Below are 25,159 nucleotides of genomic sequence, written 5' to 3'. Positions count from 1 at the left end.
CGAACACCCGCATCTTTTTTGATGTCATGCAGCCGGCCATCGCTGTTAAGCCAGGTGATCGCTCAGCGTTAGACTTACCGGACAATGGTCGCTTCCCATCACATGGCAATCGATCTCGGCATCGTTTAACTTCTCAGCCAATCGTTTCGACGCGAGGAAGTAATCGATGCGCCAGCCGATATTCCGCTCCCTGACCTTGGCCATATATGACCACCAGCTATACACGTCTGTCCGGTCCGGGTAAAAGAAGCGGAAAGAATCGATAAAGCCCGCTGCCAGCAGGTCCGTCATTTTGCCGCGCTCTTCAAGCGTAAATCCCGAGTTGCCATGGTTGGACTTAGCATTCTTCAAGTCAATTTCTTGATGAGCCACGTTCAAATCGCCGCAGACGATGACCGGTTTGCGTGCATCAAGCTGAAGCAGATATTCTCGGAAACGCTCCTCCCACTCCAGTCGATAAGGCAGGCGGCTCAGGTCTCGCTTGGCATTCGGCGTATACACATTCACGAGATAGAAGTCTTCAAACTCCAGCGTGATCACTCTGCCCTCCGGCTCGCTGTCCTCCTCCAGCCCATAGCGAACGGACAGCGGGGCCTTTTTCGTAAATACTGCCGTTCCTGAGTATCCCTTCTTCTCTGCGTAGTTCCAATATTGCTGATATTCAGGTCCCAGATCGAGCTCAATTTGCCCGGCTTGCAGCTTCGTTTCCTGTACGCAAAATATATCGGCATCCGCCTGTTGAAAATAATCGATAAAACCTTTCGTAACGCAGGCTCGTAATCCATTAACATTCCAAGATACTAGCTTCATCTATTGTAACCCCCATCATATCCATTTCTATAAATCTTCTAAATTCTATAATGGTATCATGTGTCGGCGGGAACGAACAAGGCCGCTCCGGGGATCTCTTCCTTGTTTCATCATAACTTCATCATGAAAATGGAAGCTGCGTGCATAATCCACCAGCCTATCTGGAACAACATAAAGGTATTTAGACGTGCGTGTCCTCACGCATCGATGAATTTACTCATATCAGGAGGTGTAGCACATGACAGGCAGAAACAGCAAACCCAAAAACGACGGCCCCTCCAGCAATCCTGAACGTCTGGATCAATACGGTGACAAGCTGGCCGACGAGAATGAAGAAGAATTCACTTCGGCAGCCGAGGAGCATTGCCGAGATCAGGAGTCGTAAGATAGACAGGTCACACCCCAAACACCCATTCAATATGTGATGGGTGTTTGGGGTGTGACCGTTATTATCGATATGTCCATCCATATAACTATAAAACAGCCGTCTTCCCGTTTATCGCCGAGAAGACGGCTGCACATCCAGCAAAATAATAATTACTTCACCAAACTCTCCAATACATCATCAATGATCTGGCTGTTGGCAATCGTACCGGTATACAACCAGCTTGTCTCTTTCCCATACTCATAGATGTTTCCATTCTTAACCGCAGGAATATTCGCCCAGAGCGGATCTTGAAGCACCTCAGCCCCATCCCCGTCACTGTTAATAAAGAACAAATGATCAGCGTCGAGTTCAGCTAATTTCTCCAGGGAAATGGAAGACCAGTTGCCGGTAGCCGATGCCGAAATTTCCTTCACCACACTCGGTACTGTGAGACCCAAATCACCATACATCACGGCGCCGCTGGACAACGTTTCGCTAACAACAAACAATTTGCCGCCCACCAGCCAGATCGCAGCAGCGGATTCACCGCCAATAGCAGCTTGGATCTGCTCGTTAGCATCTGTGGCCTTCAGCTCATACTGATCCAGCGCAGCTTGCGCTTGCTCTTCCATACCGAAGATTTCGCCTATTTGCTTCAGTTCCTCACGCCAATCGTTGTTCACTTCATTACCGATGACATAAGTAGGAGCGATCTTGTCGTATTGACTGTATTTATTACCTTCAACCATAGAAGCGGAATCCATAATCAACAGATCCGGCTGGAAACTGGCTACTGCCTCAAAAGGAAGATCATGTTCAACGATCGGCACATCTTTTAATGCTTCTTGCAGATAGTCCTGAACGTTTCCGCCTTTGACCGACCACTGGGCTACTGGTGTAATGCCCAAGGCAACCAAGTTATCCTCCAGGTAAGAAGCAATGACCCGCTTCGGTTCTGCCGGAATCTTTACTTCATGACCCATAGCATCTGTTAGCGTACGTTCTGTTTTGGCTTCTGTATTTCCTTCCTCTGGCTGAGCATCGGTACCGCTGTTCTGCTCACTTGGCGTTTGTGCTTCCGGTTCAGCAGCATCTTTGTTATTTCCGCAAGCTACCAGAAGAGTAAAGGCAATCAACAACCCTGCGATAATCCATATTTTATTCTTGAAACGATTCATGATGTTCCATTTCCCCCTACTATATTCTTTTGATATAATCACTAGCGTATTCTACGAATCAAGTGATATAATAATATTACCATGATAATGAAATTCATTCTCATTTACAATACGTTATTTTAATTTTTTTATCAATATGAAGGTTTAGGTGAACATGCAAGCAAATCATGCCAACTCCAAACAACACGTAAAATCGATTTATCGACCCAAAACAGCTGCGATTGTCATCATTGCGGGACTATGTCTTTTAGCTGCTGCGATTGCATCCTCCATCATCTACGGAGCCGCGAACATTAAACTGGCTACGGTATGGGAAGCACTCGTCCGCTTCGATGCCAATTCGACCGCCCACCAGATCATCCAGCGCCTGCGAATGCCCAGAGCCTTGGCGGCTGCATTAATTGGAGGAGCTCTAGCTGTCTCTGGTGCCATTATGCAAGGGATGACCCGGAATGCGCTTGCCTCTCCATCCATTATGGGGGTCACGGCCGGCGCTACTTTTATGATGTCGATCGGGTTTGCCTTTATGAATTCTCCATCCAATATAACGCTGATGTTACTCTCGTTCGCAGGTGCGGGACTGGGTGCGGGACTGGTGCTACTGATCGGCTCGTTATCGAGACGAGGGCTCACGCCGGTCAAGCTGGCACTGGCCGGTTCTGCCGTTACCGCGCTGTTAAGTTCCATATCCTCGGCCATTGCGATTCACTTTAACGTAGCCAAGGACATCAGCTTCTGGTATGCCGGTGGTGTATCGGGCGTGCAGTGGGTGAACGTACAGCTGCTGGTTCCCGTGTCCATCATCGGATTGCTGCTCGCGATAGCGCTCAGCAGATCGATTACCGTAATGAGTCTGGGCGAAGAAGTAGCAACCGGACTTGGTCAACGAACAGGCATCGTCAAGTTTCTCGGAACGCTAGTGGTACTGCTCTTGACGGGGGCTGCGGTAGCTGTTGGCGGCACGATCGGTTTTGTTGGACTCGTCATCCCTCATATCGTTCGTTTCATCGTTGGTCCTGATTATCGGCTGATAATCCCCTGCTCTGCTGTTGTGGGGGCACTATTGCTGGTGTTCGCTGACGTAGCCGCACGAATGATCAACCACCGTTCGAGACGCCTGTTGGTGCCATAACGGCGATCATCGGCGTTCCCTTCTTCCTCTATCTCGCACGGCGTGAAGGGAGGGGGCTGTGATCATGAATACGACTCGAAAAGTTATGTCCATATCAATGATCCTGCTGTTGGCAATTGCAGCCGTGTTCATCGTCAGCTTAAATATGGGAACCATGAAGATCCCGCTCGCGGAGGTCATCAAAGCATTCAACGGCACGGGATCAGAGCAAAACTATACCGTGCTCGTGCACTTTCGGTTACCACGGATGGTCATCGCCATTCTGATCGGTGCCGGAATCGCCGTATCAGGAGCCATTCTGCAGAGCATTTCACGAAACGGGCTGGCAGACCCGGGCATACTCGGCATTAATTCCGGTGCAGGATTGGCTGTTGTACTCTATATCTTCTACTTCCAGGGCAGCTCGTTCAGTGCCGGGATCTGGTCCGTCTACATCATGCCTTTTGCCGCATTGCTCGGCGCCTTTGTCGCCGCATTTCTCATCTACACGCTGGCCTGGAAGCAGGGCGTGACACCGATCCGGCTCGTGCTGGTGGGGATCGGGATCAATGCCGCCTTCGCGGCGCTGATCATCGTATTCCAGCTCATGATGGACCCTAATAACTTCATGCAGGCGACGATCTGGCTGTCCGGCAGCATCTGGGGAGCAAGTTGGGAGTATGTCTATGCGATCCTGCCTTGGATTGTGCTCCTTGTCCCGTATGCGCTGTATCAATCACAGAGTCTAAACGTGCTGAACTTAGGTGATCACACCGCAACAGGGCTAGGGCTCAAGGTCGAGCGCAAGCGCAGAACGCTGTTGCTCATCTCGGTTGCCTTAGCCGGCGCTTGTGTTGCCGTTGGCGGCGGAATTGCGTTTCTCGGACTTGTGGCGCCGCATCTAGCGCGCAAGCTGGTCGGCCCGCGTCACCAGAGCATGCTGCCCGTCTCCGCGCTGCTTGGCTCACTTGTACTGCTCGTATCCGACATGATCGGCAAGAATCTGATGGCACCATCGGAAATTCCCGTGGGTCTGGTCGTCTCTTGCCTCGGCGCACCATATTTTATCTACTTATTGATTAGGGATTAGTTCACTTGGCAAAGGAAAAACGGCGATTTCTTCCAAGCATTCGGAAGAAATCGCCGTTTCATTAGCCAAAAAATTGCGGGACATACTTCCGGTTTCGCTCCAGCATCTCGCTCAGCATCGATTCGGCGGAGGTAACAGAGTCCGTAAGCGGATGGGCACTGAGTGCCAGAAGCGCCTTTTCCCTGCTTCCCGTAACCGCTGCTTCAATGGCAAGAGATTCATAGGTTTTGACGGCTTGGATCAAGCCAATCGTACCATCCGGTACTCGCTCGATCGGTATAGGTACCGCACCGTTCTTCGTCACAACACAGTTCACCTCGATGCACGCATCGGACGGCAGAAATGCCAGCGTATCTCCGTTCATGACGTTCAACGTCTGAACTTCAAAGCTGTCCGTATGAATGGCCTTCATCAGATGAACGGCGGCCTCGGAATAATACGCGCCACCGCGCAGTTCCAGCTGCTTCGGCTTCTCGGCGAGTTCAGGCTGCTTATAAATATCAAACAGCTCATCTTCAAGCCGTTTCACTGTCTCCGCTCTCGTCTCGCCCTTAACCGCTGCCGATTGCTGCTCCTCCAGCATCTCACGGTGAAGATAATAATATTTCAGGTAATACGACGGAATGGCTCCCAATGAGCGAATCAATGTATCGTTCCACGCGAGTTGAGGAACATTGCTCGCCGAATAACTGCCTCCCACTGCCAGGAGTTCCTCCAGTTTCGATGTTCCATCGATCTCGATGCGACTAATCCAGTGCAAGTGATTCAGACCGACAAACTCGCAATAGATGCGCGTTGTTGGCACCTGATAGAGTCCTGACAGCCATTTGTAAGCAGCAATCGGTGAATTACATAGACCGATCGAGCGGATGCGGGTATGCTTCATGATTGCTTCCGTTACCATCCCCGCCGGATTCGTGAAGTTCAGCAACCAGGCGTCGGGGCATAACGCCTCCATGTCTCGGCATATATCGAGCAGGACCGGAATCGTACGCAGCGCCTTCATCATCCCCCCTGCTCCCGTCGTCTCCTGTCCGAGCATGCCGTATCTGAGCGGAATCGATTCGTCCCACCCCCTGGCCTCCAGCAGCCCCACACGCATCTGAGTTGAGACAAAATGCGCCCCACTAAGCGCTTCCTTGCGATCCAGGGTCAGCGTAATGGATATCGGCAGTGTACTCCGCTGCACCATACGCTGGGCCAGGGCTCCAACAATCTCCAGTTTATGTCGTCCTTCCGGAATATCGACCAGCACGATGTCCGTTACCGGAAAGGCATCGTAATGGGTAATGAAACCTTCAATCAATTCCGGAGTATACGATGATCCGCCTCCAATCACGACGACTTTCAATCGATCCCCCATGCTATATCCCTCTCCTTCACTGCAAGTTCTCGTTGTAACTGTTCGTACACTTCGGGTCCGGGCATCTCGCCGGCATCATCCATAGCCAGCAGAATCGCTCCCGCGACCGGCTCCATCTCTAATCGCTGCAATCGGCATGCTGGTGCGGCCCGCTTGACCTCCTCATGAACTCGGCGGATCAATTCTGCTCCAGCACCGCGTGTCAAGACACTACCTGCCAGAACGACATCGAACGTATCCCGTTCCATTCCAAGCCTGCGGATGACCGCGCTGGCCGCCTTGCCGAGCTCCAAACCCTGCCGCTCCAATATCGTTCTGGCAACAGCATCCTCAGGACCCGCCTGGAACAACAACTTCGCGAGCGTATGGGGGACTCGCTTCCCTTCATCCAGATAGCGGTGGAACATCTCCTCCACACTGCCGCAACCCAGAGCTGCAAGTGTTAATTCCGTCAATGCGGTCGGCTCCTCCCGTCCTTCCCAGGCCCTGATGACCGAACGGAACACTTCGATGGCAAGCTCGCTTCCGCCGCCAAAGTCGCCGAAGGCATAACCGAAGCCGCCGATCTGAAGCTCGCGGCCTGCCGTGTTGACGCCATAACAATTCGTTCCACTGCCGCAGATGAGGACAACCCCATCCCGCTGTCTTGTTCCCGCGCGCATCGCAATCACGGTGTCGCACACGATGTGATATCTGCTGAGTCCAAGCGCGCTCACCAATGGTCTTAGGATGGCAAAATCGGGCTCACGGTCAGCGCCTGCGAGGCCGAATGAGGCATGCGCGATATCGGTATGCATCAAGCCCGCTTGAGCAAGTGCATCGCTGACAGCCTGCTGAATGCTCTGCTCGGCCAGCTCGGCTCCAAGCTGATGATTCCCGCAGCCCCCTGTGCCTCTGCCTCTAATTCTCCCCGTACTATCCGCTACGACGGCGAGTGTCTTGCTGCCCCCACCGTCGACTCCTAAATAATAATTCAAGTATGATCTCTCCTATGCTGCCAAAGACATAAAGCCGACCTCCGTCATGCCGCACGTGTTATCGCGCCAGGCTATAACCAAGGCCGCTTCCCGCCATGACGATTATTTCGATGCTTGCAGCTTCTCGATGTTCTCTTGCCATTTCGCTGTCTTGTACTTCAACAGCTTGTCATAACCCGCTTGTTGTGCGTCAGCCTCGGCTTTATCCAGTATCGCCAGCACCTCCTCGTCAGAGGTTGCCATGCTGATCGCTTTAGCTCTCGTCTGTTCATAAATCTCGAATACGCGCTGAGCGATAATGCCCTCTTCCGAGTCGCCAGCCGGGTCGAGGTTTACATACTCTGTCGTATTCATCTGCGTTTTCCAGGTTACTTCAGACTGCCAGTAGGTCTCCCAATTCCGCTTCTCAGCCGGGAGGGTTGATTCAAATTTCATCTTCGACTGGTCAACATATACGGTATTTCCGTTCCACTGAAAATTCACCGTAGCACCCATTAATTCATCGCGAGCCTTCGCTTCACTGGTGAATTTATCCGTGAACAGCGGTGCTTCATCCTCGTCCGTCCCGTCCCAGTACAGACCTTCTGGCCCCCACATGATCGTACGCTGGCCTTCAGGGCCGGTGAACCAGTCCAGGAAGGCGAAGATCGCTTCTGGATCCTTGGCCGACTTGGTAATGACGCTCACGTTCCAGCCAAGCTGTTTGTAATCACCTGGGAAGATTTGATTTGCATCCAAACCTTCTTTGTGCACAGGCCAGATCATGATGTATCCGGCATCCGGGTCCTCGGCTGACAGAATGTTGTTGCCCTTGGAGCCGAATTCCGTCGGACTTGACGCTGCGTATACTGCAACTTTGCCCGTAATAATCTTCTGCTCGACCTGCTCCAGCTTCTGCGTGAAGGCATCCTGCGTCATCAGCTTCTCCCGATACATTCGGCTAACATATTGCATCAACTCGCGATACACAGGGTCGGTGAACAGCGACACCAACTGATCGCCTTGCGGTACAGCCATCATGCTGTTGAAGGTATAGGGACGATTCTCCGCGAAGGCGGATACCATAATATCCACTCCGGCAGCCGCTTGTCCTACCTCCAGTGGAACGACATCAGGGTAGTTCTGCTTGACTTGCTTCAAGTAGGCATATAAATCTTCCGTCGTCTCCAGGCTCGGTGAGCCGAGCTCATTATAGATCTTCTTGTTCACAAGATAACCTGCATTTCCGTTAGGCTGCGTCGTATACCAATTGGGGAACTGGTACAGCTTGCCGTCAGGTGAGCGCAGCATATCCAGCGTCGATTCACCGGCCCATTTTTTCAGATTGGGATATTGATCAAGATAATCGTCGAATGGAACCAGCATTCCCTCGGAACGCAGCTTCTCCACCTCGGCACCGCGCTCCATCCAGATCACGTCTGGCAGTTCGCCGGATACGATCATCGTGCTCATCTTGTTCTTCGCGGCACCGCCCGAGCTGACCGGGACGACGTTGACGGACTTATTTTCTTTGATCCATTGGGTCGCCAGATCCGCCCCCCACTCCGGCATCGTGTACCAGTCATAGTGGCCGTAGAAGGAGAATTCAAGCGGCTGTTCTCCCAGTACGAACCCATCACTGGTCTTCTCTCCCTGATTCTGTGGCGTGGATGGCTCCTTGTTCTCTGCCTCCTTCGTGCTGTTCCCTGAATTCGTACATCCCATTAAAGCCATTACGATGACAAGTGTGACTGACAATGCGGACAGAAACCCCTGTTTCCCTCTCTTCATTGCACGAGCTCCCTTCTCTATGTTCATCTATGGTCAAAGCGAACGCTGTGAACCCTTGCCTTGCTATAAGCCGAGCCCGAAACTATTCTTTGAGCGAACCGATTAACACGCCTTTTACAAAATACTTCTGTACGAAAGGATACACGCACAAAATCGGAACGGTTGCCACCATCATCGTTGCCATCGACAAAGACTTGGTGGTAACGGCCTTCATCGCGCTCATCCTTCCCTGTGCTGCCGCGTCCATATTCTGCATCTGCTCCAGCATGATGTTAGCGTTCAGAATCTGCTGCAGCTTCGTCTGGATCGGCAACAACTCCGCATTCGAGATATAGATACTCGGTGCAAACCAATCATTCCAGTGATAGACGGCGGTGAATAGGGACAAGGTAGCAATTACGGGGCCCGACAACGGAAGTACGATGCGGAAGAATACCCCCCAATTCGATGAACCGTCGATATGCGCAGACTCTTCGAGTCCCGCCGGAATGCCCTTGAAGAAAGTTCGGAATATAATCATATTCCACACACTGATGATGCCTGGAATGACCATCACCCAGAACGAATTCATCAGCCCGAGTTCCCGTATCAACAAATACGTCGGAATCAATCCGCCGCTGAAGTACATCGTCACGATGCAGACCACCATATACAGATTGCGCCCCATCAACTCCCGCTTCGATATACCGTAGGCCAATATGGCCGTAGCAATGATCGATAAGATTGTGCCCACAATCGTACGCATCACGGAAATTACGAAGCCGTCGATCAATCGCTCATCCTTGAATACCACCCTATAATTTTCGAGTGTAAATTCACGCGGCCAGAACGTAATGCCGCCTAGCATCGTATCGCTTCCCGCATTGAAGGAGATCACGGCGGCATTCCAGAACGGATATAATGCTATGAACCCGAGTAAAGCGAGTAGCGCGTATATCGTGCTGACAAACCAGCGGTCTGCTTTAGACAGCTTCATGGCATAAGTTCCCCCTCTCGTTCCTTACCATAGGCTGTTCCCCGATTTACGGGCCAGGTAGTTGGCTCCGGTTAATAGAACGACACTAATGATTGATTTGAATAAACCGGCTGCCGTTGCATAAGAATACCTGCTATTCTGAATGCCGATTCGATAAACATAGGTATCGATCACGTCGCTGACATCCCGGAGAACCGGGTTGCCGGCCAGCAGCAAAATATCCTCGAAGCCCGCATTCAGGAAGTTGCCGATGGCGAGTATGAAGAATACGACCACTACAGGCATGATCGAGGGAACCGTGATGGTGAAGATCTGTTTCATTCGACTTGCACCGTCGATCGAAGCCGCCTCGTACAATTGCGGATTAATTCCGGCAATGGCCGCCAGATATACGATCGAGGAGAAGCCGATCTCCTTCCATACATTGGTCAGGGTGAGAATGCTCCAGAAATACTTGCTCTGACAGAAAATTGACGGGATCTTCAATCAGATTCAACTTCTGCAGCAAGATGTTCAGACTGCCGTTATCCGTGGACAGAATCGAAATGACGAAGCCCGATACGATAACCCAGGACAAGAAATGCGGCAGGTAGCTGATCGTCTGGATCAATCGCTTGAAAGAACGTCTGCCCACCTCATTGAGCATTAGCGCGAGCAGGATCGGTGCCGGGAATCCGATGCACAGTTTCAGCGCGCTGATTACGAGCGTGTTGCGAATGACCGTCCAGAATTCAGGTGCTTGGAAGAACATCTCGAAATGCTTTAGTCCGACCCAAGGACTATTCATGAACCCCTTAAACAAACTGTAATCCTGAAAAGCCATCAAAACCCCATACATCGGAACATAACTGAATACAAGGATGAACATCATGGCCGGTAGCACCATCAGCTGAATGTCCCACTGCTTCAGAAAGCGGCGAAGCGGCCCTCTCCTGCTCAGCGGCTCTGTCTTTCCTTCTAACTCCACTTGCGCCATCGGCATCCCCCTCTTTTTTGTCTTGCGTTAGATTTAATAACATGATCCCGAGGTTATTGCCCTTTCATTGTAGCGCTTGTCTCTGATCCATTTCTCTGCTAAAACGAGTAAAAACCAGCACTATTTCACTGGTTTTTACGTTTGCTGCTTCTGTGAGGCTTTCGGTGTCATGCCGATGTGCTTCTTGAAGAGCCTATTAAAATTGGTTAATGTGCGGAACCCGCATTCCAGCGCGACATCCATCACTTTCATCTGACCGCCGTCCAGCATCATGACCGCCTGTTCAAGTCGAATATGGATCAAATATAACAGCGGCGGCATGCCAACGGCACGCTTGAATATTTCGCTAAAGCGCGATGGGCTGAGATACACGAGCGAGGCCAGTTCTTCAAGCGTCCAGGGATGGGCATAATTCTGCTCCATGACCAGAATGACCTGGCGCATCTTCTCTAACTGTCGCTCGCCGATGCCCGGTTCATTACCCCGTCCTCCGGTAATCCGGCACTCCCGGTTAACCGTGGCCATCACTTGCAGCAGCAGTGCATACACCGTTGTTGCATGGGATCTGCGCCCCTGCTCATTCTCCTCCTGCAGCTCTAATACCAGCCTCCGCAGCTTGTCCATTGCCGGATGATCGCGGCAGATCAGATTGGTAAAGTGTGTGCCCATTTCTCTAAAAGGACTGAACAACTCCGCATCAAATCGAAGATTATGAATAAACCAAGTCGGATCAAACGTGATGACCGTCATGATCAGATCCTCGGTCTCATGCGCGCAATGCAGATCATTGGAATTGATAAGCAGCATATCCCCCTGCCGAAAGTCGTATCGCTGACCGTTAATCATGTAATAGCCGGTCCCCGCTTTGATATAGTTGATCTCAAGTACGTTATGCCAATGCAGCTTCTGATAGTGGCTCGTGACGCCGATCGTATCCGCCACGAAAACTGGATATTGCTTGGCTAATATTACTTTCTCCTTCGGAATTGCTTCTTCACGCATAATTGACGGCAATTGTAAGCACCTCCTCCATCGGAAATGATTGAAAGCGTTTAACACATACATCATTATGTCAAAGACTCTATCATCTATATTCCATCGTTGTAAATAAAAAAAGCTGTCCGTGCAGAATCCTTACGGACCTGAACTTGGACAGCTCTTCTCTACGTAGAAACAGACTACGGAGTTTGCCTTGTTCTTTATCAGCTTACAGTGGAAGCTGATTTAGTTAGCCGGGGTAAATTTGATCCAGTCGTAGTATGCCCGTACCGGTGCTCCAGGATAGTTGAAGGTTCCCGTCCACACTTGAGCCGGCCCTGAACCTGACCACAGGTTAACCATAATATGTCCTGGACTTGTGGGAAGTGCCCCGCGCGAACCGTTCTCGGTATGGACCAGCCTCCCATCGACATACCACTTTATGAATGTAGGCGACCATTCAAACGCATAATTGTGAAAGTCTAACGAAGCATCGAATCCAAGATTGATGATCGTACTATGCTGGCCAACGCCATTGGTAAAATAATTCGTCTCCATCTTCGTTGTGTCCTTGCCAAGGATTTCGATATCAATCTCATCATTAGAGGTTCCTGCCGCCTGACCGGAGTACGTAAACAGGCTGGTTACGAGTCCCGTCCCTTTGGCCGCCTTCATACGCGCCTCGACCCGGCCGTAGCCATACTTCAGCTGAGTAGCATATTCGGCAGAAGCATAGCTTTTGCCTGAGCAACCAGCGGGACATCCTGCATTATCGAGCCTGAGCGCCATTATTCCGTTGGAAAATTCCTGATTGGCCGCTTTCCAGCCAACACCGAAATCAGGACCGTTCGCCCAACCATCGGACGTGTAGAATAGACTTGAATTCACGCCGTTCAGCGGCTCGTTGAATGCAACGTCCGCGGCTGAAGCTGGATGGGCAGCAGAATGCTGCATAGCAGCGCGGTTCCGGCAAGAACAGCCGTCCACTTCCTTTTCATCAACTTCATTGTGTACATGAATAACACCTCTTCTTTCATACAGGATAGGATCGTTCCATTTCATCCTACATCCAGAAGAATGCCAAATCTCAGCCATTTCAATGATATACCTGCACTATTTGACGGTCTTTCCCTACAGTTCACGATCTGAAGCAGCATCTAAGGTGGATTCACACTTTGCATTTTATCTTCGGTAAGCGGTCGGAGATGTCCGGTGGTATTTGGCGAATGCCCTGGAGAACGTATGCAGATTGGAGTAACCAAGAGAATAAGCGGCCTCGGTTACGGAGACTTCAGTCTCTGTGAGCAAGGTGGCCGCGCGTTCCATTCGCAGCTTCATCAGATAATGGCTCGGGCTTATTCCGTAGACCCGAATGAACTCGCAATACAGGTGGGTCCGATGCACGCCAGCCTGTTCTACTACGTCGGTCACAGTTATTCCCTCCATATAGTGGGCATCCATATAATGCAGGCTTTGCTGCAGCCAATTTGCTCGATGTTTGGACTTGGAGGGGTCGGCAGCCAACAGCTCGAACATCTGATAGATCCATTTCTGGCGAATAAACTCGCTGCCCGGTTCATTCGAATTCATCGCCTCGTAGATGTGATGAAGCAAGCTGATAAGCGCCGGCTTCATCACGCGACGAACGAACGGCGTATCGCGATGGATGCCGACCTGATCTAATGCAGCCGTTGCGAGTTCGCCATCAAAGGTAATCCATGACATATGCAGCGATGCTCTCTCATGCTGATATGGATTCGTCTCATACAATCGATACCGGATATGAGGAAACAGGCAGAAGACATCCCCTTCGGAGAAGATGAGCTCCCTCTGATCGTAGGCAAGTACAACGCTTCCCTGCTCTACATAGTAAAGCGTGAAGTTCTCTGATATTCTCGGTCCCTCATGATAGCGGACGTTCATCCGATTATGGCCCGCTCGCAAAATCCATAAGCCGCTCTTTCGCTCTATATCTGAAGGGATATTATATTTCCCATTCCCCTGTACGCCGATGTCCTTCACATCATTGGCCTCCCATCACACATATATAAGTTCATCAACACTCCCAAATTCGCACAAAAAAAGGCACAGCTCTTGAGCAGTGCCTCCAGTCATCTGGTCGACCATCAGATACGTTCTTATTAGCCAGTAATACTCAGCTCGTTTCACTCGTTGCGATCGGGTTACCCTCATATGAGATCCAATCACTCCAGCTGCCAGCATACAATTTCACCTTATGAAATCCGGCTTCTTGCAAGGCCAGCACATTCGGGCAGGCGGAGAGCCCTGAACCACAATAGACAATGACTTCATCGTCCGGTGAAATGTAGCCAAACCGCTTCTGTTGCTCCAATGAATCCTTTAACCTTCCGTCTTCATGAAGGCCATCCTTCCAAAAAGCGTGCAGCGCGCCGGGAATATGACCTGCAACCGGGTCAAGCGGTGCCGTCTTCCCTGCGTATTGCTGCCAATCGCGGGAGTCAAGTAAGATCACACCGGCTTGGTTCAGCTTCTGTCCCACCTCGTTCACGTCCGCCAACCAATTGTGCTGGATATCCACTTCGAATTTCCGAGACGTTGCTTCGGTTATATCAGATGATTGCGGATATCCCGCTGCTTTCCACCCGGCATAACCACCGTCCAATATATAGACATGCTGATGTCCTAAATATCTCAGTATCCACCACAACCTTGCTGCTTCGGGCCTTAAGTCATCGTCATAGACGATGACCGGCACATCTCTGGTCATGCCGAGTTTACCGAAGCGTTCGGCCAATCGTTCTGGTGAAGGCAGAGGACTGCGTCCGCCATGCTTCCCGGGCGAATCAGCCAGATCATTTTTCAAGTCGATGAATACCGCGCCGGGAAGATGTCCACGCTTATAGGCCTCTATGCCTTGTTCCTCCGTCCCCGTTCGAAAGCGCACGTCCACAATCGAGATCTTACTGGCTTCGGACTGCATCTGTTCCAATAGCCATTCCTTACTCACGAGATTCGACACGAGATCACATCCTTTCCGATCAGATCGTAAACTCTAAATCCTCTTCCGTCTTCACATCGTATATCGCAGAATAGATGTCATTCTGAATCTTAAGCAGGCCTGCATCTTCACGCTTGCGCGGTCGTTCCTCCCTCACCTCGAATATATGATGAATCCGTCCCGGACGTGGTGAGAGCAAGACGATCCGATCCGCTAAGAACACGGCCTCCGATACATCGTGTGTCACAAACACAACCGTCTTCTGCTCTTCCTGCCATATGCGAAGCAGATCTTGCTGAAGCTGAAGTCTTGTAAGATGATCGACCGCCCCGAACGGCTCGTCCATGAGCAGAATCTTAGGGCTACCGACCAGCGCCCTTGCAATGCCGGCACGCTGGCGCATCCCGCCAGACAGATGGTGTGGATATTTGGAACCGAACCCCTCCAAACCGACCATATTCAAATATTTATGAACGAGTTCCTGCCGCTCTGCCTTATTCATCCCCCCGATCTCCAACCCAAGTCCGACATTCTGCGCAATGTTGCGCCAAGGATATAAGGAAGCATCTTGGAACACGACACCCGATTGTCGCGTTGGGCCTTTCACAGGTACATCATCAAGCAGAATCTCGCCTTCCGTCGGCGCTTGAAGACCTGCAAGCAGTTCAAGCAGTGTACTTTTGCCGCATCCGCTCGGACCAAGAATGCAGAGGAACTCGCCGTCACGGACCTGTAAATTGATGTTCTGGAGCGTGGTCGTGGGAAGGTCTCCATCATAGATCTTTGATACATTTTGCACCGTAAATCCTGACATACGGAACACCTCCTGTTCTTATCTATGGTTTAGGGATGAATCGCAAATCGATAATATCCTCCACCTCGTATATTTCATCTTGGAAGCCAAGCTCCTTCTGAATCTGCTGCGTATCGTTCAAAGCACTGATATCCACATCCGGATTGTTCTCCCACAGCACCTCTTCCCGCTCCAGCGCCAAATCCAGCACTTCCGGATCAATCTCAATCTTCTTCAAATAATAGGCCTTATATTCTTCAGGGTGGCTCTTCGCATATTCTTGCGACTTAAAGTACGCTCGCAGCAGTTTCTCTACCGCTTCCGGCTTATCTTCCAGAATACCTCGCGGGCCGCAAGCACTCCGGTATGGAACGTCGGCAAATAATCCCAACCTGTAGCAATAATGTTACCTTTGCCCTCTTTCTCGGCCAGTGAGGCGAACGGTTCATGGATAATGGTTGCATCCACTTGCCCCGTCTCCAAGCTGGCAAAAGCCGCTTGATGGGTACTGTTGGCAATGAACGTGACATCCTCCGGATTCAATCCATGCTCCTTTAGAATGACTCGCGTGTAGATTTCAAGTCCGCTGCCGAATACGGCGATCCCAACCTTCTTGCCTTTTAAATCCTCGACATTCTTAATGTCCGGGGAAGCTATGAGATAGAACGGCCCCTTCGTCCGGAACATAGAGGATACGATCTTGACCGGCGCCCCTTTACCTGCCGCAACGATAGCCGTTGTCGTAGCTACGTCCACAACATCAATATCTCTGCTGGTCAGGCCGGCGATCGGATCGGTCGTCGTAATAAACTCTACGTCAAGACCCTCCTCTTCGAAGAACCCCTTCTCGGCGCCGAATGAAACAGCCAGGCCGCTCACACCGCTAAGCGGAGCATATCTGATCTTCTCTAGTTTGCTGTTCGTATTCCCCTCCCCATTGCTGGCTGGCGAAGCTTTCTCCGTGCTGTCCGTACTCCCGCAACCCGCAATAATGGCGGTCAGCGTGACGGCAACTAAAACTGCTACGAATGGCTGAAATTTTCTTAATGTCATTTAGATCTCTCCCCGTTATGCACTGCTCTCTACGATTACTCCTAAGACGATTTCCATTTCAAGAACACGTTCCGCTCTAATATATCGATGAGTGAAATAATAAGTACCGAAACCACGGTGACCAACGCTACAATCGCAAAGGCTTGAGCCGTATTGTATAAAGATGTTGCCTTGACGAGAATATTGCCCAATCCATCCTTTGAGGCTAGCATTTCCCCGAACAGAGCACCGACGAGACCGGTTGCTGCGGTAATGCGCAAGGCGGCGAAGATCGTAGGCGCTGCCGACGGCAAAATAACCTTCATGATCGTCTGGGCGCGCGTAGCTTCAAATACTCTGGCAACCTTGAGATGGTTGTCCGCCGTCTGTTTGATCCCAGCCATTGTATTGACGGTTATGGTGAAGAAACAGAACAGGAACACAATCGATATTTTATGCGTCATGCCGATCCCAAGCCAGAGCGCAAGAAGCGGAACTACCGTCACCTTCGGGATCGCCATCAGTGCCGACAGATATGGACGAAAGAACTGTTCAGCCCATGGAATCAATACAAGGGCCATGCCGATCGCCAGACCTCCCACGGCCGATATGCCGTATCCCACGATAAACTCGGTTAATGTAACATATAAGTGCCGCCAGATCTCGCCTTCTACAAATAGTGCGAACAGCTCTTTGAATACTTGCGAAGGAGCCGGAAGATAAAGGCTGCTCACGGTATCCGTGCGTACCAGCACCTCACAAATACCGAGAATGACGAGCAGCAGAGCGATCTGCCACCCCCATATTCCCTTATATTTCTTGGTATGGTGCGTTCCCATCGGCTCTTCACCCTTTCGCTATCAACTCGTAACGGTTTCCGGGGCGGCGAAGTCCGAGGTGGTCACGGAACGTGCTACCTTCATACTCCTTCCGGAATAACCCCCGGCGCTGAAGCTCCGGTACAACCAATTCCAGGAAGAGATCCAGGCCGCCCGGCATATACGGAGGACATACGTTGAATCCGTCCGCGGCCTCTTCCACGAACCATTCTTCTATAATATCCGCGATCTGTTCTGCACTACCGACGACAAGCAGATGACCTCGCACTGTCACGGTGAAAAAATAGAATAGATCCAGAATCGTAATGTCATCACGCCCGTTAGCTCTTCTTGCCAGCTCTGCCCAGTGCAATGCGCTCTCAGAAGCGGACAGATCCGGCAAAGGATCATCCAGTGAATATCCCCTAAGATCAATGCCGATCTTCTCCGACAAAGGACCTAGATCGTAATCGGTCACAACCAAGGCATTCAGCTCGGCATATTTAGCTCGCGCTTCTTCCTCTGTGCGGCCAACGATGGGTACAAGACCAGGCAGTACCTTCAAATCCGATGCCTCTCTCCCGTATTCAGGCAAGCGGCCTTTTACTGCCTTATAAAAATCCACAGCGACTTCCTTGACATTCGTGCCGGTAAATACCATATCGGAATATGTAGCGGCCAATATCTGGCTGCGAAGCGAAGTTCCAGCCGTGATCAGCGGAAGCTGCCCTTGAATCGGGCGCAGGATGTTCAGTGGACCGGCAACGGAAAAGTTCTCCCCGACGTGATCCAAGTTATGCACCTTGCTACCGTCTGCAAACACGCCGCTTGCTTTATCCCGTGGCAGAGAATCATCTTCCCACGTATCCCAAAGTCCGCTGACGATTTCAATGAATTCCTCGGCGTAATCGTAGCGTTTGGCATTATCCCAATGCTTCTCTCGGCTGAAATTCAGTGCCGCCCGCGTATCGGAACCCGTGACAACGTTCCAAGATGCACGTCCTTGGCTTAAATGATCCAGTGAAGCTGTAAACCGAGCCACATTATAAGGCTCAGCATACGTCGTATTAATTGTACCGATCAAACCGATCCTATCCGTGACCGCTGCCAGATAGGATAGCATCGTGAACGGCTCCAGCCGCGTCATTTGGGAAGGGAACAAATACTGCATATCGGCACTCGTTGCCAATCGATCCCCGAGAAAAAAGAAATCGAACTTCGCTGCCTCCAGTTTCTTCGCAACCTCTCCGAGAAATTGGGGATCATATGCTCCATCACTCTTGCCTTCCGGCAGTCTCCAGCCTGCGGGATGATAGCCTGTCCCAAATAGAAATAATCCTAAATGCAATTGACGTTGTTCTACACTCATGGCCTCTGTCACCTTCCTGGTTGGTTAACTTTTCGTTGATGTTGTTGTTATTGTTGTAACTCTAGGGCAAGACGATCGATCTCTTGCAGTTCCACTTCCGTTAAACGTTCGCCGGCATATGCCAACGTCTCGGTTATATGCTCCGGCTTCGAAGCACCTAGTATGGCCGAAGTAATACCAGGTCGGCTAAGCACCCAATTCAGTGCAAATTGCGGAAGACTCCATCCCCGCGCCGCTGCCAATGGCCGGATACCTTCAACCATGCCTAGCGCATGTCGCTGGTTCAACAGCAATTGCAATCGCTGCTCCCCCGCGGCAAGTCGTGAATCGGACGGAGGTGCTTCACCTGGCCGATACTTCCCAGACAATATTCCGCGCCCCAGCGGGCTATAGACGATAACGCCCACCTGTTCGGACTGAGTATAAGGAATCAGTTCGCGCTCAATATCTCTCGTAATGAGGCTGTATTCCGGCTGCACGGTTTCGAATCTGCGCAGCCCGTGCAAGGCGCTAACACCATGCGCTTTGGCAAGCTGCCAAGCCGCGTAATTCGAACAGCCAATATATCGAATTTTGCCAGCCTTGACGAGATCGGTCAGAGTTTCAAGTGTCTCTTCAAGCGGTGTTGACTCATCAAAGCGATGCACCTGATATAGATCAATGTAATCGGTTCGAAGACGCTTCAAGCTATTCTCCAGCGCACGGTAGATATGATAACGGCTTTGACCCTGATCATTAATGCCCGCTCCCATTCGATTATGAAGCTTGGTGGCCAACAGAATATCATGTCGTCTCCCCTGGAGCAGGTTGCCGAGTATATTCTCGGACTCTCCCAATTGGGCAATCTCACCGTTGTCCATTCCGGTTCCATACACGTCTGCGGTATCTACCAGATTGATCCCGCGATCCAGCGCCTGTTCAAGAACCGCAGCCGATGCCCGCTCATCAATCCAATGGCCGAAAGCCATCGTGCCTAGCTTACCTCCGACACCTTGATTCCGGTTCTTCCGAGTGCTCTGTATTGCATGTTGTCGCCTCCCCTACGTAACTCGTGCCCATACACCGACCGGTCAACATCATGTACAACAAAACAACCGAAGACACACCTCGGGCATTACAATGTCCCAGGATGCATCTCCGGTTGTCCGGTAGATGAATATTAAATATAATATTTCCGATAAGTTAAGTAGGATTATAGCATCGTCTAATTTTGTCGTCAATTATCTTTTCGATATTTAGCGCATTAAATTAATGCTTCTCTTTACGGGACCGCCGCCTTGCTGTTCCACCAGCCGCTCAACAAATTGCTGTGCGTACTCTTCTTGTTGTACCCGAGTCTGCACCTCTGAATGCCATGTCTCTGGATGTTGTAAATCGATCAGATTATGTCCGCTTTGGTCGATAAACCATGCCGCTACATCCTTCCTCTGAATCGTAAATGACAGATCTTCAAATTCCAATACCAGCAATTCCAGATTATCGATCATGACAAAATTCGCCGTTGAATTATAGGCAAGGAACTGCTTCAGCTTCTGACGATCCTGCTCATATGCCACCGCCTGATAGCGAATCTCAGCCGTCAGCTCATCCGGATAGAGTTGGAAGGTACGACGAAGATCGTGCCACGGCAAAGAGATGTTCAGATTGCTTAAATTACCGGCGTTTCCCATATACTGGTTCGCATACTTCAGAGAACGCCTAATATCGTGCGTGGCTGGGTCATTCTGTTCCAACTCATACTGAAGAGTTTCTTCATGCGCCTTCGGTTTTAAGTAGCCCTCCACATAAATCATGCCGACGATGCCAAGGATCAACAGTAATATAATCAATCCGTTTCTCTTCTTCATTCTTCACTCACCTCGTGCTTGAGCGTTAACTTGCCGGCTCTTCGCAACACCAGCGGAATGATGATGGACGTGAACGGCAAGGCCAACTGAAGAAACAGAACGTAGAAAGCATAAGGCCCATCAATGGATAATGCGCGCCCAAACCACACATCGCTACCGAAATGCATGACGAACGTATATGCAGTAATCACAGCGATAAATACGCCCCATAACAGCCACGACAGCCGATTCCAAGTGGATAGCAGGTTTGCATTCACGGTCGCTTTCCGCTTCTTGTAACGCTCCGTGTTCCTTGACGTCCCGAAATAGATGACCGCCAGTATCACAACTAGACATAGCAAAAGCGTATTGATCAGACTGCCGTTAAGGAAGAACCGGGCAGGCATACTTATTATCCAAGCCAGCAGCGCATAAATCAGCGCACTCTGCAGAAGATCGTGCCGGAAAGGATATATATACACCTCATGATGGTCATCAATGAACTCCTCAATGTTCTCGATGGTTTCGATCGCACGGCTGACCGCGGATTGATAATCCATCCCATTCTCCATATAGTCGCTGACCCGGGCTTCCAAGTTACCAAGCACCTCTTGCTTAAGCTCTCTGGCCTGCTTCGTATTACGCTGGTTGGCAAATAAGCGATCGACGAAGATTTCAAGATCCGTTTCTTTCGTCATGATTGCAGCGTCCCCCTTCCTCTCCGATCAGGATGTCGATAATTTCTTTGGCTGCCTTCCATTCCTCCAAGTTCAATTGGAGGCGTTCATGTCCAGTCGATGTCAGAGTATAATATTTTCTTCTACCTCCCTGGGTTTCTTCTCCCCAGTATGAACGTATATATCCTTGCTTCTCCAATCTCCTGAGGCTGGAATACAAGGTAGGTTCCTTCAGCTCGAACCGATGATGACTGCGAATGGAGATTTCTTTAATAATCTGATAGCCATAATTGTCCCGTTCCTTAAGGACCCGCAAAATAAAGGTATCGATGTTCCCCCTAATGAGATCACTATTATGTAATAAATCAGACAACCGATTCACCTCCCCCAAATGGGATACGTGTAACATAACACACACTACTATGTGTGTCAAAGTAATATGTTAAACATAAATTTAATATGACATGTCTTCAGACAGACGAAACGTTAATTTGTCGACTTTTTGTTTCTCCCCCGCCCAACTGGCAGCAATTAGCAATATTCATTGACGGTAAGGAACGACTACTATATAATTTTGAAAGTTCTTCCTAAGTATATATGTAATTTCATATCCTTATCATATAGATTCCGTTTAGAATAGACGAAACGAATCATCGCATCAGTACACGCAGGAGGAGAAAATGTTTGCTCCATAAATACATTCGAAAATTCAAATACTACTTGCTCAGAACCCTCCGCATGCAAAATAGCGATCATCGGATCGCCCTGGGCTTTGCCGTGGGCTTCTTTCCATGTTGGTTCCCCACCTTCGGCATCGATTTGCTGTTGGCACCACTACTGGCACGGCTTGTTAAAGGGAACATTCCATCCGCATTCCTAGCGGCTACCACCGGATCCGTGCTCTGGCCAGGATTATTCTATTGGAATTATAAAGTTGGAGTCATGGTGCATCTGCTTACCACATACCCCAGGTCATTTGAGATTGAGGACGCGATTACGGCCCCGATTCCTGAGACCGATTATATCATTGAGACCGATCATTTCGGCATATGGGGGATATGGGGATCAATTTCCTCGTGGGGGCCGTCATCAACAGCTTCCTCTCTACGCTCATTCTCTATGCCATCCTTCGCATTATATTGTCCAAGTACCGTAAACCTTGGCTTGACAGTATCAAGAAATCCATTAAACGCAGCGATTCCAAATTAACCAAGTTGTAGCGACAAGGCCATCGCCTCCTTCTCGATTCGTTTGCCGAAATCCGGCAAGACATTAGGGAAGGGGGTTATTTTATTTCATTCCCATTGTATGGCTCCTCCTCCATCACAGTCGTTTTTTCTGGAAAATTCGGTATAACTTGTTATAACTACGGCATTCTAAACAAGAAGAGATATCCAGGCTGTGACAAAGAGGAGGGATAACAACGTGAAATCCAAAACTCAGCATGTCTTGGTCGAACAGATTAAAGCACGACTTGCAAACTGTGAAGATATCGTATATCAATCCTTGCGAATGCACGGAGCCAAGTGCGAGTTAATCTACATCGAGTCGATCGTGGATCTTATCGTTCTGCACGAACATATTATCTCTCCATTAATTAAAGAAACCGCATTGGTCCAGCATCATCTCATTGATTTTGTTGACCGAATGGATCGTGGAGATCTGTTATCAATCCCGTTCAAACGCTCTTCGGATGCGGAGGCGATCGCGAATATGATCGTTGAAGGCCGCGCTGTATTCATAGTCCCTTCTGTTCCAGAAGCCTATCTCTTTGATATCGTTCTCTATCAGAAGAGAGCTGTCAGCGAATCACAGAATGAGCTCGTCGTTAACGGCCCGCAAGAGGCCTTTATCGAAGACATTAGTACCAACCTCTCCTTGCTTCGTCATAAGATTAAGCACACCGATTTCAAGACCGTTCGTTATCAGATTGGAAGTTACACCAAAACGGAAGTCTATCTGTTATACGTTGAAGGTCTATGCAAACCAGAGATTGTCGACCAACTGGATCAGCAATTGAAGAATATTGCCATTGACGGTACATTCGGAATCAGCACGTTGTCTGAACATATGAAAGAAGGCGTCAAATCTCCCTTTCCTCAGTTTCAATATACGGAGCGTCCCGATTCGGTTGCTGCCTCATTGCTTGAAGGACGAGTGGGTATCATACAAGACGGCACTCCCTCAGCACTCTTAGTTCCCGTAACGTTAATGTCGCTGCTCCAATCATCAGAGGACTATTACCATAGCTTCTTCTCCTCAAGCTGGATGCGCATGATCCGCTTCCTGTTTGCCGTGCTCTCGTTGTTAATGCCGTCCTTATATGTAGCCATAACCACATTTCAACCCTCCATCATCCCTACAGATCTTCTGATCACCATCGCGCTTCCCGCGAGAACATCCCCTTCTCTGCGTTAGCGGAGGCGATGATTATGGAGCTGACGTTTGAAGCACTGCGAGAAGCCGGAACGCGTATTCCAAAGCCCGTCGGACAGACCATTTCGATCATTGGCGCGATCGTCATCGGGCAGGCCGCCGTAGAGGCTGGCATCGTATCCAACCCGATGGTTATCGTTGTCTCCATAACGGGTATTGCCTCATACATCGTACCCCATTTCGAGCTCGGGCTTGCGTTTCGATTGCTCCGCTTTCCTATTCTAATACTAGGCGGGACATTGGGACTTATCGGCGTGTTTGCCGCATCCTTCCTCGTCTTTGGCCACATGGCGTCTTTAAGGTCTTTTGGCACGCCTTATTTGCAGCCGGTGGCACCGTTTGTTCTATCCGAATGGAAAGATACATTTCTTAGAGCACCATCCATGCTGATGAAGAAACGGCCAAAGTCGTACGCCGCACCTAATCATTTAAGGAGACAGAAACCGTAATGCTGTTATTCAGATGGTTACGCATCCTGCTGCCGTTCCTGCTCCTGACCGGCTGTGGATTTAACATGACCCGAATCGAGATCAATGAACAGACGTTTGTATTTACTCTGTATATCAATCAAGGACAAGAGCCCGATACCGTCGAAGTGACGATCAGCGCCCCGCTTCCTAACCGTCTAACAACAGGTAAACAAGCAGGTGGAGAAGGGGCGGGCAGCCCCTACGCCATGGTCACCAAGACATCTTCCACCGTCCAGGATGCACTTCATTTAATTCAGCGAGATCTGTCCCGGCGGTTTGACTTTAGCCATACGAAAGTTGTCGTTATCGGTAAAAGTTATGCCGAAGCCGGCATCGAAGATCTGATGGATTGGCTGCAGCGCGAACCAACCACCGATTTAAGTACATTCCTCATGGTTGCACCAGGGGACGCCAAAGATATCGCCTCAATGTCGCCTGTGTTCGAGCAGATGCCTTCCGAGGTTCTGATTCGTTTTGGTAGTCAGCACAATATGATCAGCACAACGCTGAAGGACTGTCTATACGCAGCATCGGCCAATCAAGGGTATGCCCTAACTTATTTAAGTGCCGGCGTTCAGAAGATGATCTCGGAAAAAAACAACTTGGAGCCATGGGCCGGTGTTCAAGGAACCGCGTTGTTCCAAAATCACAAGCTCCGGGCAACCCTGCCGATGAAGGAATCGCTCGCCGTTAGCTGGGCAGAGAATGAACTCAAGGGGCCGCTCTATACCATTTCATGGGGGAACAACGGCAAAGCTAGTGTATACATCATCAGCAACAAAGCCAAGAAGTCCGTCCGCATCAAGGGTGGTCATCCGGTGTATACCATTAAGCTGGAAGGTGTTGGTGATGTCATATACAAGAAGAATCGAGACCAATCCGACTCACTAGACACTAGAAACATCATTCAAACCAAACTCAATGAACAAATCCAGGGACATATGAAAAAAGCCTTGGCCGTTTCACAAAACAATGGAGCTGACATTCTCCAACTCGGGATGGTACTGGACTGGAACTATCCCGATCACTGGGAGAACGTTCAAGCGGATTGGCCCAGTTATTACAAAGACCATGTTGAGATTGACGTAGTCACGGATATTTCCATCCGCAATTTCGGCACTACGCTCAAGATGAAACCCGAGTAACGGAGGAGGCAACGCCC

General features: G+C 50.2%; 22 protein-coding genes and 4 pseudogenes. 6 read left to right on the top strand and 20 right to left on the bottom strand.

Going from position 1 to position 25,159, the window contains the following annotated elements; all coding sequences use genetic code 11:
• Positions 1-45 precede the first annotated feature (45 nt).
• Positions 46-810: an exodeoxyribonuclease III gene (locus JCM10914_RS08145; RefSeq protein WP_023959452.1), complete on the bottom strand. Its 765-nt coding sequence runs from the start codon at positions 808-810 to the stop codon at positions 46-48.
• Positions 811-1,048: 238 nt separating this feature from the next.
• Here JCM10914_RS08145 and JCM10914_RS29200 point away from each other — a divergent pair, with 238 nt between their 5' ends.
• Positions 1,049-1,195, top strand: coding sequence for a hypothetical protein (locus JCM10914_RS29200; protein ID WP_162834830.1), 147 nt, complete (start codon positions 1,049-1,051; stop codon positions 1,193-1,195).
• Positions 1,196-1,347: 152 nt separating this feature from the next.
• Here JCM10914_RS29200 and JCM10914_RS08140 read toward each other — a convergent pair whose 3' ends face one another.
• The gene (locus JCM10914_RS08140) at positions 1,348-2,355 is read right to left on the bottom strand and encodes an iron-hydroxamate ABC transporter substrate-binding protein (RefSeq protein WP_023959450.1); all 1,008 of its coding nucleotides are present in this window, start codon (positions 2,353-2,355) and stop codon (positions 1,348-1,350) included.
• A gap of 154 nt (positions 2,356-2,509) precedes the next feature.
• Here JCM10914_RS08140 and JCM10914_RS08135 point away from each other — a divergent pair.
• Together JCM10914_RS08135 and JCM10914_RS08130 are read left to right on the top strand one after the other, a co-directional pair.
• Positions 2,510-3,549: pseudogene (locus JCM10914_RS08135) on the top strand (FecCD family ABC transporter permease).
• Entirely contained in the window at positions 3,549-4,556 is a 1,008-nt protein-coding gene (locus JCM10914_RS08130) for a FecCD family ABC transporter permease (protein ID WP_370570225.1), read from the top strand. Before JCM10914_RS08135 ends, JCM10914_RS08130 begins: the two are co-directional and overlap by 1 nt.
• Positions 4,557-4,617: 61 nt before the next feature.
• Here the strand turns inward: JCM10914_RS08130 and JCM10914_RS08125 are convergent, their stop codons facing one another.
• The 18 genes and pseudogenes from JCM10914_RS08125 to JCM10914_RS08045 all read right to left on the bottom strand — a co-directional run bounded on the left by JCM10914_RS08125 (position 4,618) and on the right by JCM10914_RS08045 (position 21,464).
• Positions 4,618-5,919: a 6-phospho-beta-glucosidase gene (locus JCM10914_RS08125; protein WP_023959444.1), complete on the bottom strand. Its 1,302-nt coding sequence runs from the start codon at positions 5,917-5,919 to the stop codon at positions 4,618-4,620.
• Complete coding sequence (locus tag JCM10914_RS08120; RefSeq protein ID WP_023959442.1) at positions 5,904-6,896, bottom strand: N-acetylglucosamine kinase; 993 nt, start codon at positions 6,894-6,896, stop codon at positions 5,904-5,906. Before JCM10914_RS08120 ends, JCM10914_RS08125 begins: the two co-directional genes overlap by 16 nt.
• A 102-nt stretch (positions 6,897-6,998) precedes the next feature.
• Positions 6,999-8,666 carry an extracellular solute-binding protein gene (locus JCM10914_RS08115; protein WP_023959440.1) on the bottom strand — a complete coding sequence of 556 codons (1,668 nt, stop codon included), beginning with the start codon at positions 8,664-8,666 and terminating at the stop codon, positions 6,999-7,001.
• A gap of 82 nt (positions 8,667-8,748) precedes the next feature.
• On the bottom strand, positions 8,749-9,642 hold the full coding sequence (locus tag JCM10914_RS08110; RefSeq protein WP_023959438.1) for a carbohydrate ABC transporter permease: 894 nt from the start codon (positions 9,640-9,642) through the stop codon (positions 8,749-8,751).
• A 24-nt stretch (positions 9,643-9,666) separates the two neighbouring features.
• Positions 9,667-10,618, bottom strand: a pseudogene (locus JCM10914_RS08105) (ABC transporter permease).
• 135 nt (positions 10,619-10,753) lie between these two features.
• Entirely contained in the window at positions 10,754-11,632 is an 879-nt protein-coding gene (locus tag JCM10914_RS08100) for an AraC family transcriptional regulator (RefSeq protein ID WP_023959432.1), read from the bottom strand.
• Between the two features lie 210 nt (positions 11,633-11,842).
• On the bottom strand, positions 11,843-12,658 hold the full coding sequence (locus JCM10914_RS08095) for a glycoside hydrolase family 16 protein (RefSeq protein ID WP_231638557.1): 816 nt from the start codon (positions 12,656-12,658) through the stop codon (positions 11,843-11,845).
• A gap of 120 nt (positions 12,659-12,778) precedes the next feature.
• The gene (locus tag JCM10914_RS08090) at positions 12,779-13,618 is read right to left on the bottom strand and encodes an AraC family transcriptional regulator (protein WP_023959428.1); all 840 of its coding nucleotides are present in this window, start codon (positions 13,616-13,618) and stop codon (positions 12,779-12,781) included.
• A 133-nt stretch (positions 13,619-13,751) separates the two neighbouring features.
• Positions 13,752-14,597: a sulfurtransferase gene (locus JCM10914_RS08085; RefSeq protein ID WP_023959426.1), complete on the bottom strand. Its 846-nt coding sequence runs from the start codon at positions 14,595-14,597 to the stop codon at positions 13,752-13,754.
• A gap of 19 nt (positions 14,598-14,616) precedes the next feature.
• A complete protein-coding gene (locus JCM10914_RS08080) occupies positions 14,617-15,390 on the bottom strand; it encodes an ABC transporter ATP-binding protein (protein WP_023959424.1) in 774 nt (257 codons plus the stop codon).
• Between the two features lie 22 nt (positions 15,391-15,412).
• The gene (locus JCM10914_RS29875; protein ID WP_023959422.1) at positions 15,413-15,607 is read right to left on the bottom strand and encodes a hypothetical protein; all 195 of its coding nucleotides are present in this window, start codon (positions 15,605-15,607) and stop codon (positions 15,413-15,415) included.
• Between the two features lie 74 nt (positions 15,608-15,681).
• Positions 15,682-16,422 carry an ABC transporter substrate-binding protein gene (locus JCM10914_RS08075; RefSeq protein ID WP_023959420.1) on the bottom strand — a complete coding sequence of 247 codons (741 nt, stop codon included), beginning with the start codon at positions 16,420-16,422 and terminating at the stop codon, positions 15,682-15,684.
• A gap of 41 nt (positions 16,423-16,463) precedes the next feature.
• Positions 16,464-17,240, bottom strand: a complete 777-nt coding sequence (locus JCM10914_RS08070) for an ABC transporter permease (protein ID WP_023959418.1) — start codon at positions 17,238-17,240, stop codon at positions 16,464-16,466.
• A 7-nt stretch (positions 17,241-17,247) separates the two neighbouring features.
• Positions 17,248-18,588 (bottom strand): LLM class flavin-dependent oxidoreductase, encoded by a 1,341-nt coding sequence (locus JCM10914_RS08065; protein WP_023959416.1) that lies wholly within the window; start codon positions 18,586-18,588, stop codon positions 17,248-17,250.
• Between the two features lie 47 nt (positions 18,589-18,635).
• Positions 18,636-19,615: pseudogene (locus JCM10914_RS08060) on the bottom strand (aldo/keto reductase).
• 208 nt (positions 19,616-19,823) lie between these two features.
• Entirely contained in the window at positions 19,824-20,435 is a 612-nt protein-coding gene (locus JCM10914_RS08055) for a DUF4825 domain-containing protein (RefSeq protein ID WP_023959412.1), read from the bottom strand.
• Entirely contained in the window at positions 20,432-21,112 is a 681-nt protein-coding gene (locus JCM10914_RS08050; RefSeq protein ID WP_023959410.1) for a permease prefix domain 1-containing protein, read from the bottom strand. Before JCM10914_RS08050 ends, JCM10914_RS08055 begins: the two co-directional genes overlap by 4 nt.
• Complete coding sequence (locus JCM10914_RS08045) at positions 21,090-21,464, bottom strand: PadR family transcriptional regulator (protein WP_023959408.1); 375 nt, start codon at positions 21,462-21,464, stop codon at positions 21,090-21,092. Before JCM10914_RS08045 ends, JCM10914_RS08050 begins: the two co-directional genes overlap by 23 nt.
• Before the next feature lie 311 nt (positions 21,465-21,775).
• Between JCM10914_RS08045 and JCM10914_RS08040 the strand changes: the two genes are divergently transcribed.
• The 3 genes and pseudogenes from JCM10914_RS08040 to JCM10914_RS08030 all read left to right on the top strand — a co-directional run bounded on the left by JCM10914_RS08040 (position 21,776) and on the right by JCM10914_RS08030 (position 25,142).
• The gene (locus JCM10914_RS08040) at positions 21,776-22,300 is read left to right on the top strand and encodes a DUF2062 domain-containing protein (RefSeq protein WP_023959406.1); all 525 of its coding nucleotides are present in this window, start codon (positions 21,776-21,778) and stop codon (positions 22,298-22,300) included.
• Positions 22,301-22,603: 303 nt separating this feature from the next.
• A pseudogene (locus JCM10914_RS08035) lies at positions 22,604-23,976 on the top strand (spore germination protein).
• Positions 23,976-25,142: a Ger(x)C family spore germination protein gene (locus tag JCM10914_RS08030; RefSeq protein ID WP_023959400.1), complete on the top strand. Its 1,167-nt coding sequence runs from the start codon at positions 23,976-23,978 to the stop codon at positions 25,140-25,142. The pseudogene JCM10914_RS08035 and the gene JCM10914_RS08030 overlap by 1 nt, the downstream one beginning before the upstream one ends.
• Positions 25,143-25,159: the final 17 nt, after the last annotated feature.

Source organism: Paenibacillus sp. JCM 10914 (assembly GCF_001315105.1).
In the GTDB taxonomy this organism is placed as follows: Bacteria; Bacillota; Bacilli; order Paenibacillales; family Paenibacillaceae; genus Paenibacillus_AQ.
This window is presented reverse-complemented; position numbering and strand designations above follow the sequence as displayed.

Bases quoted from the DNA above. Each gene is read 5' to 3' on its own strand.
- JCM10914_RS08080 (WP_023959424.1), bottom strand. From the start codon at position 15,390: ATGTCAGGATTTACGGTGCAAAATGTATCAAAGATCTATGATGGAGAC.
- JCM10914_RS08055 (WP_023959412.1), bottom strand. From the start codon at position 20,435: ATGAAGAAGAGAAACGGATTGATTATATTACTGTTGATCCTTGGCATC.
- JCM10914_RS29200 (WP_162834830.1), top strand. From the start codon at position 1,049: ATGACAGGCAGAAACAGCAAACCCAAAAACGACGGCCCCTCCAGCAAT.
- JCM10914_RS08140 (WP_023959450.1), bottom strand. From the start codon at position 2,355: ATGAATCGTTTCAAGAATAAAATATGGATTATCGCAGGGTTGTTGATT.
- JCM10914_RS08145 (WP_023959452.1), bottom strand. From the start codon at position 810: ATGAAGCTAGTATCTTGGAATGTTAATGGATTACGAGCCTGCGTTACG.
- JCM10914_RS08115 (WP_023959440.1), bottom strand. From the start codon at position 8,666: ATGAAGAGAGGGAAACAGGGGTTTCTGTCCGCATTGTCAGTCACACTT.
- JCM10914_RS08065 (WP_023959416.1), bottom strand. From the start codon at position 18,588: ATGAGTGTAGAACAACGTCAATTGCATTTAGGATTATTTCTATTTGGG.
- JCM10914_RS08070 (WP_023959418.1), bottom strand. From the start codon at position 17,240: ATGGGAACGCACCATACCAAGAAATATAAGGGAATATGGGGGTGGCAG.
- JCM10914_RS08095 (WP_231638557.1), bottom strand. From the start codon at position 12,658: ATGAAATGGAACGATCCTATCCTGTATGAAAGAAGAGGTGTTATTCAT.
- JCM10914_RS08110 (WP_023959438.1), bottom strand. From the start codon at position 9,642: ATGAAGCTGTCTAAAGCAGACCGCTGGTTTGTCAGCACGATATACGCG.
- JCM10914_RS08075 (WP_023959420.1), bottom strand. From the start codon at position 16,422: ATGACATTAAGAAAATTTCAGCCATTCGTAGCAGTTTTAGTTGCCGTC.
- JCM10914_RS08030 (WP_023959400.1), top strand. From the start codon at position 23,976: ATGCTGTTATTCAGATGGTTACGCATCCTGCTGCCGTTCCTGCTCCTG.
- JCM10914_RS08125 (WP_023959444.1), bottom strand. From the start codon at position 5,919: ATGGGGGATCGATTGAAAGTCGTCGTGATTGGAGGCGGATCATCGTAT.
- JCM10914_RS08050 (WP_023959410.1), bottom strand. From the start codon at position 21,112: ATGACGAAAGAAACGGATCTTGAAATCTTCGTCGATCGCTTATTTGCC.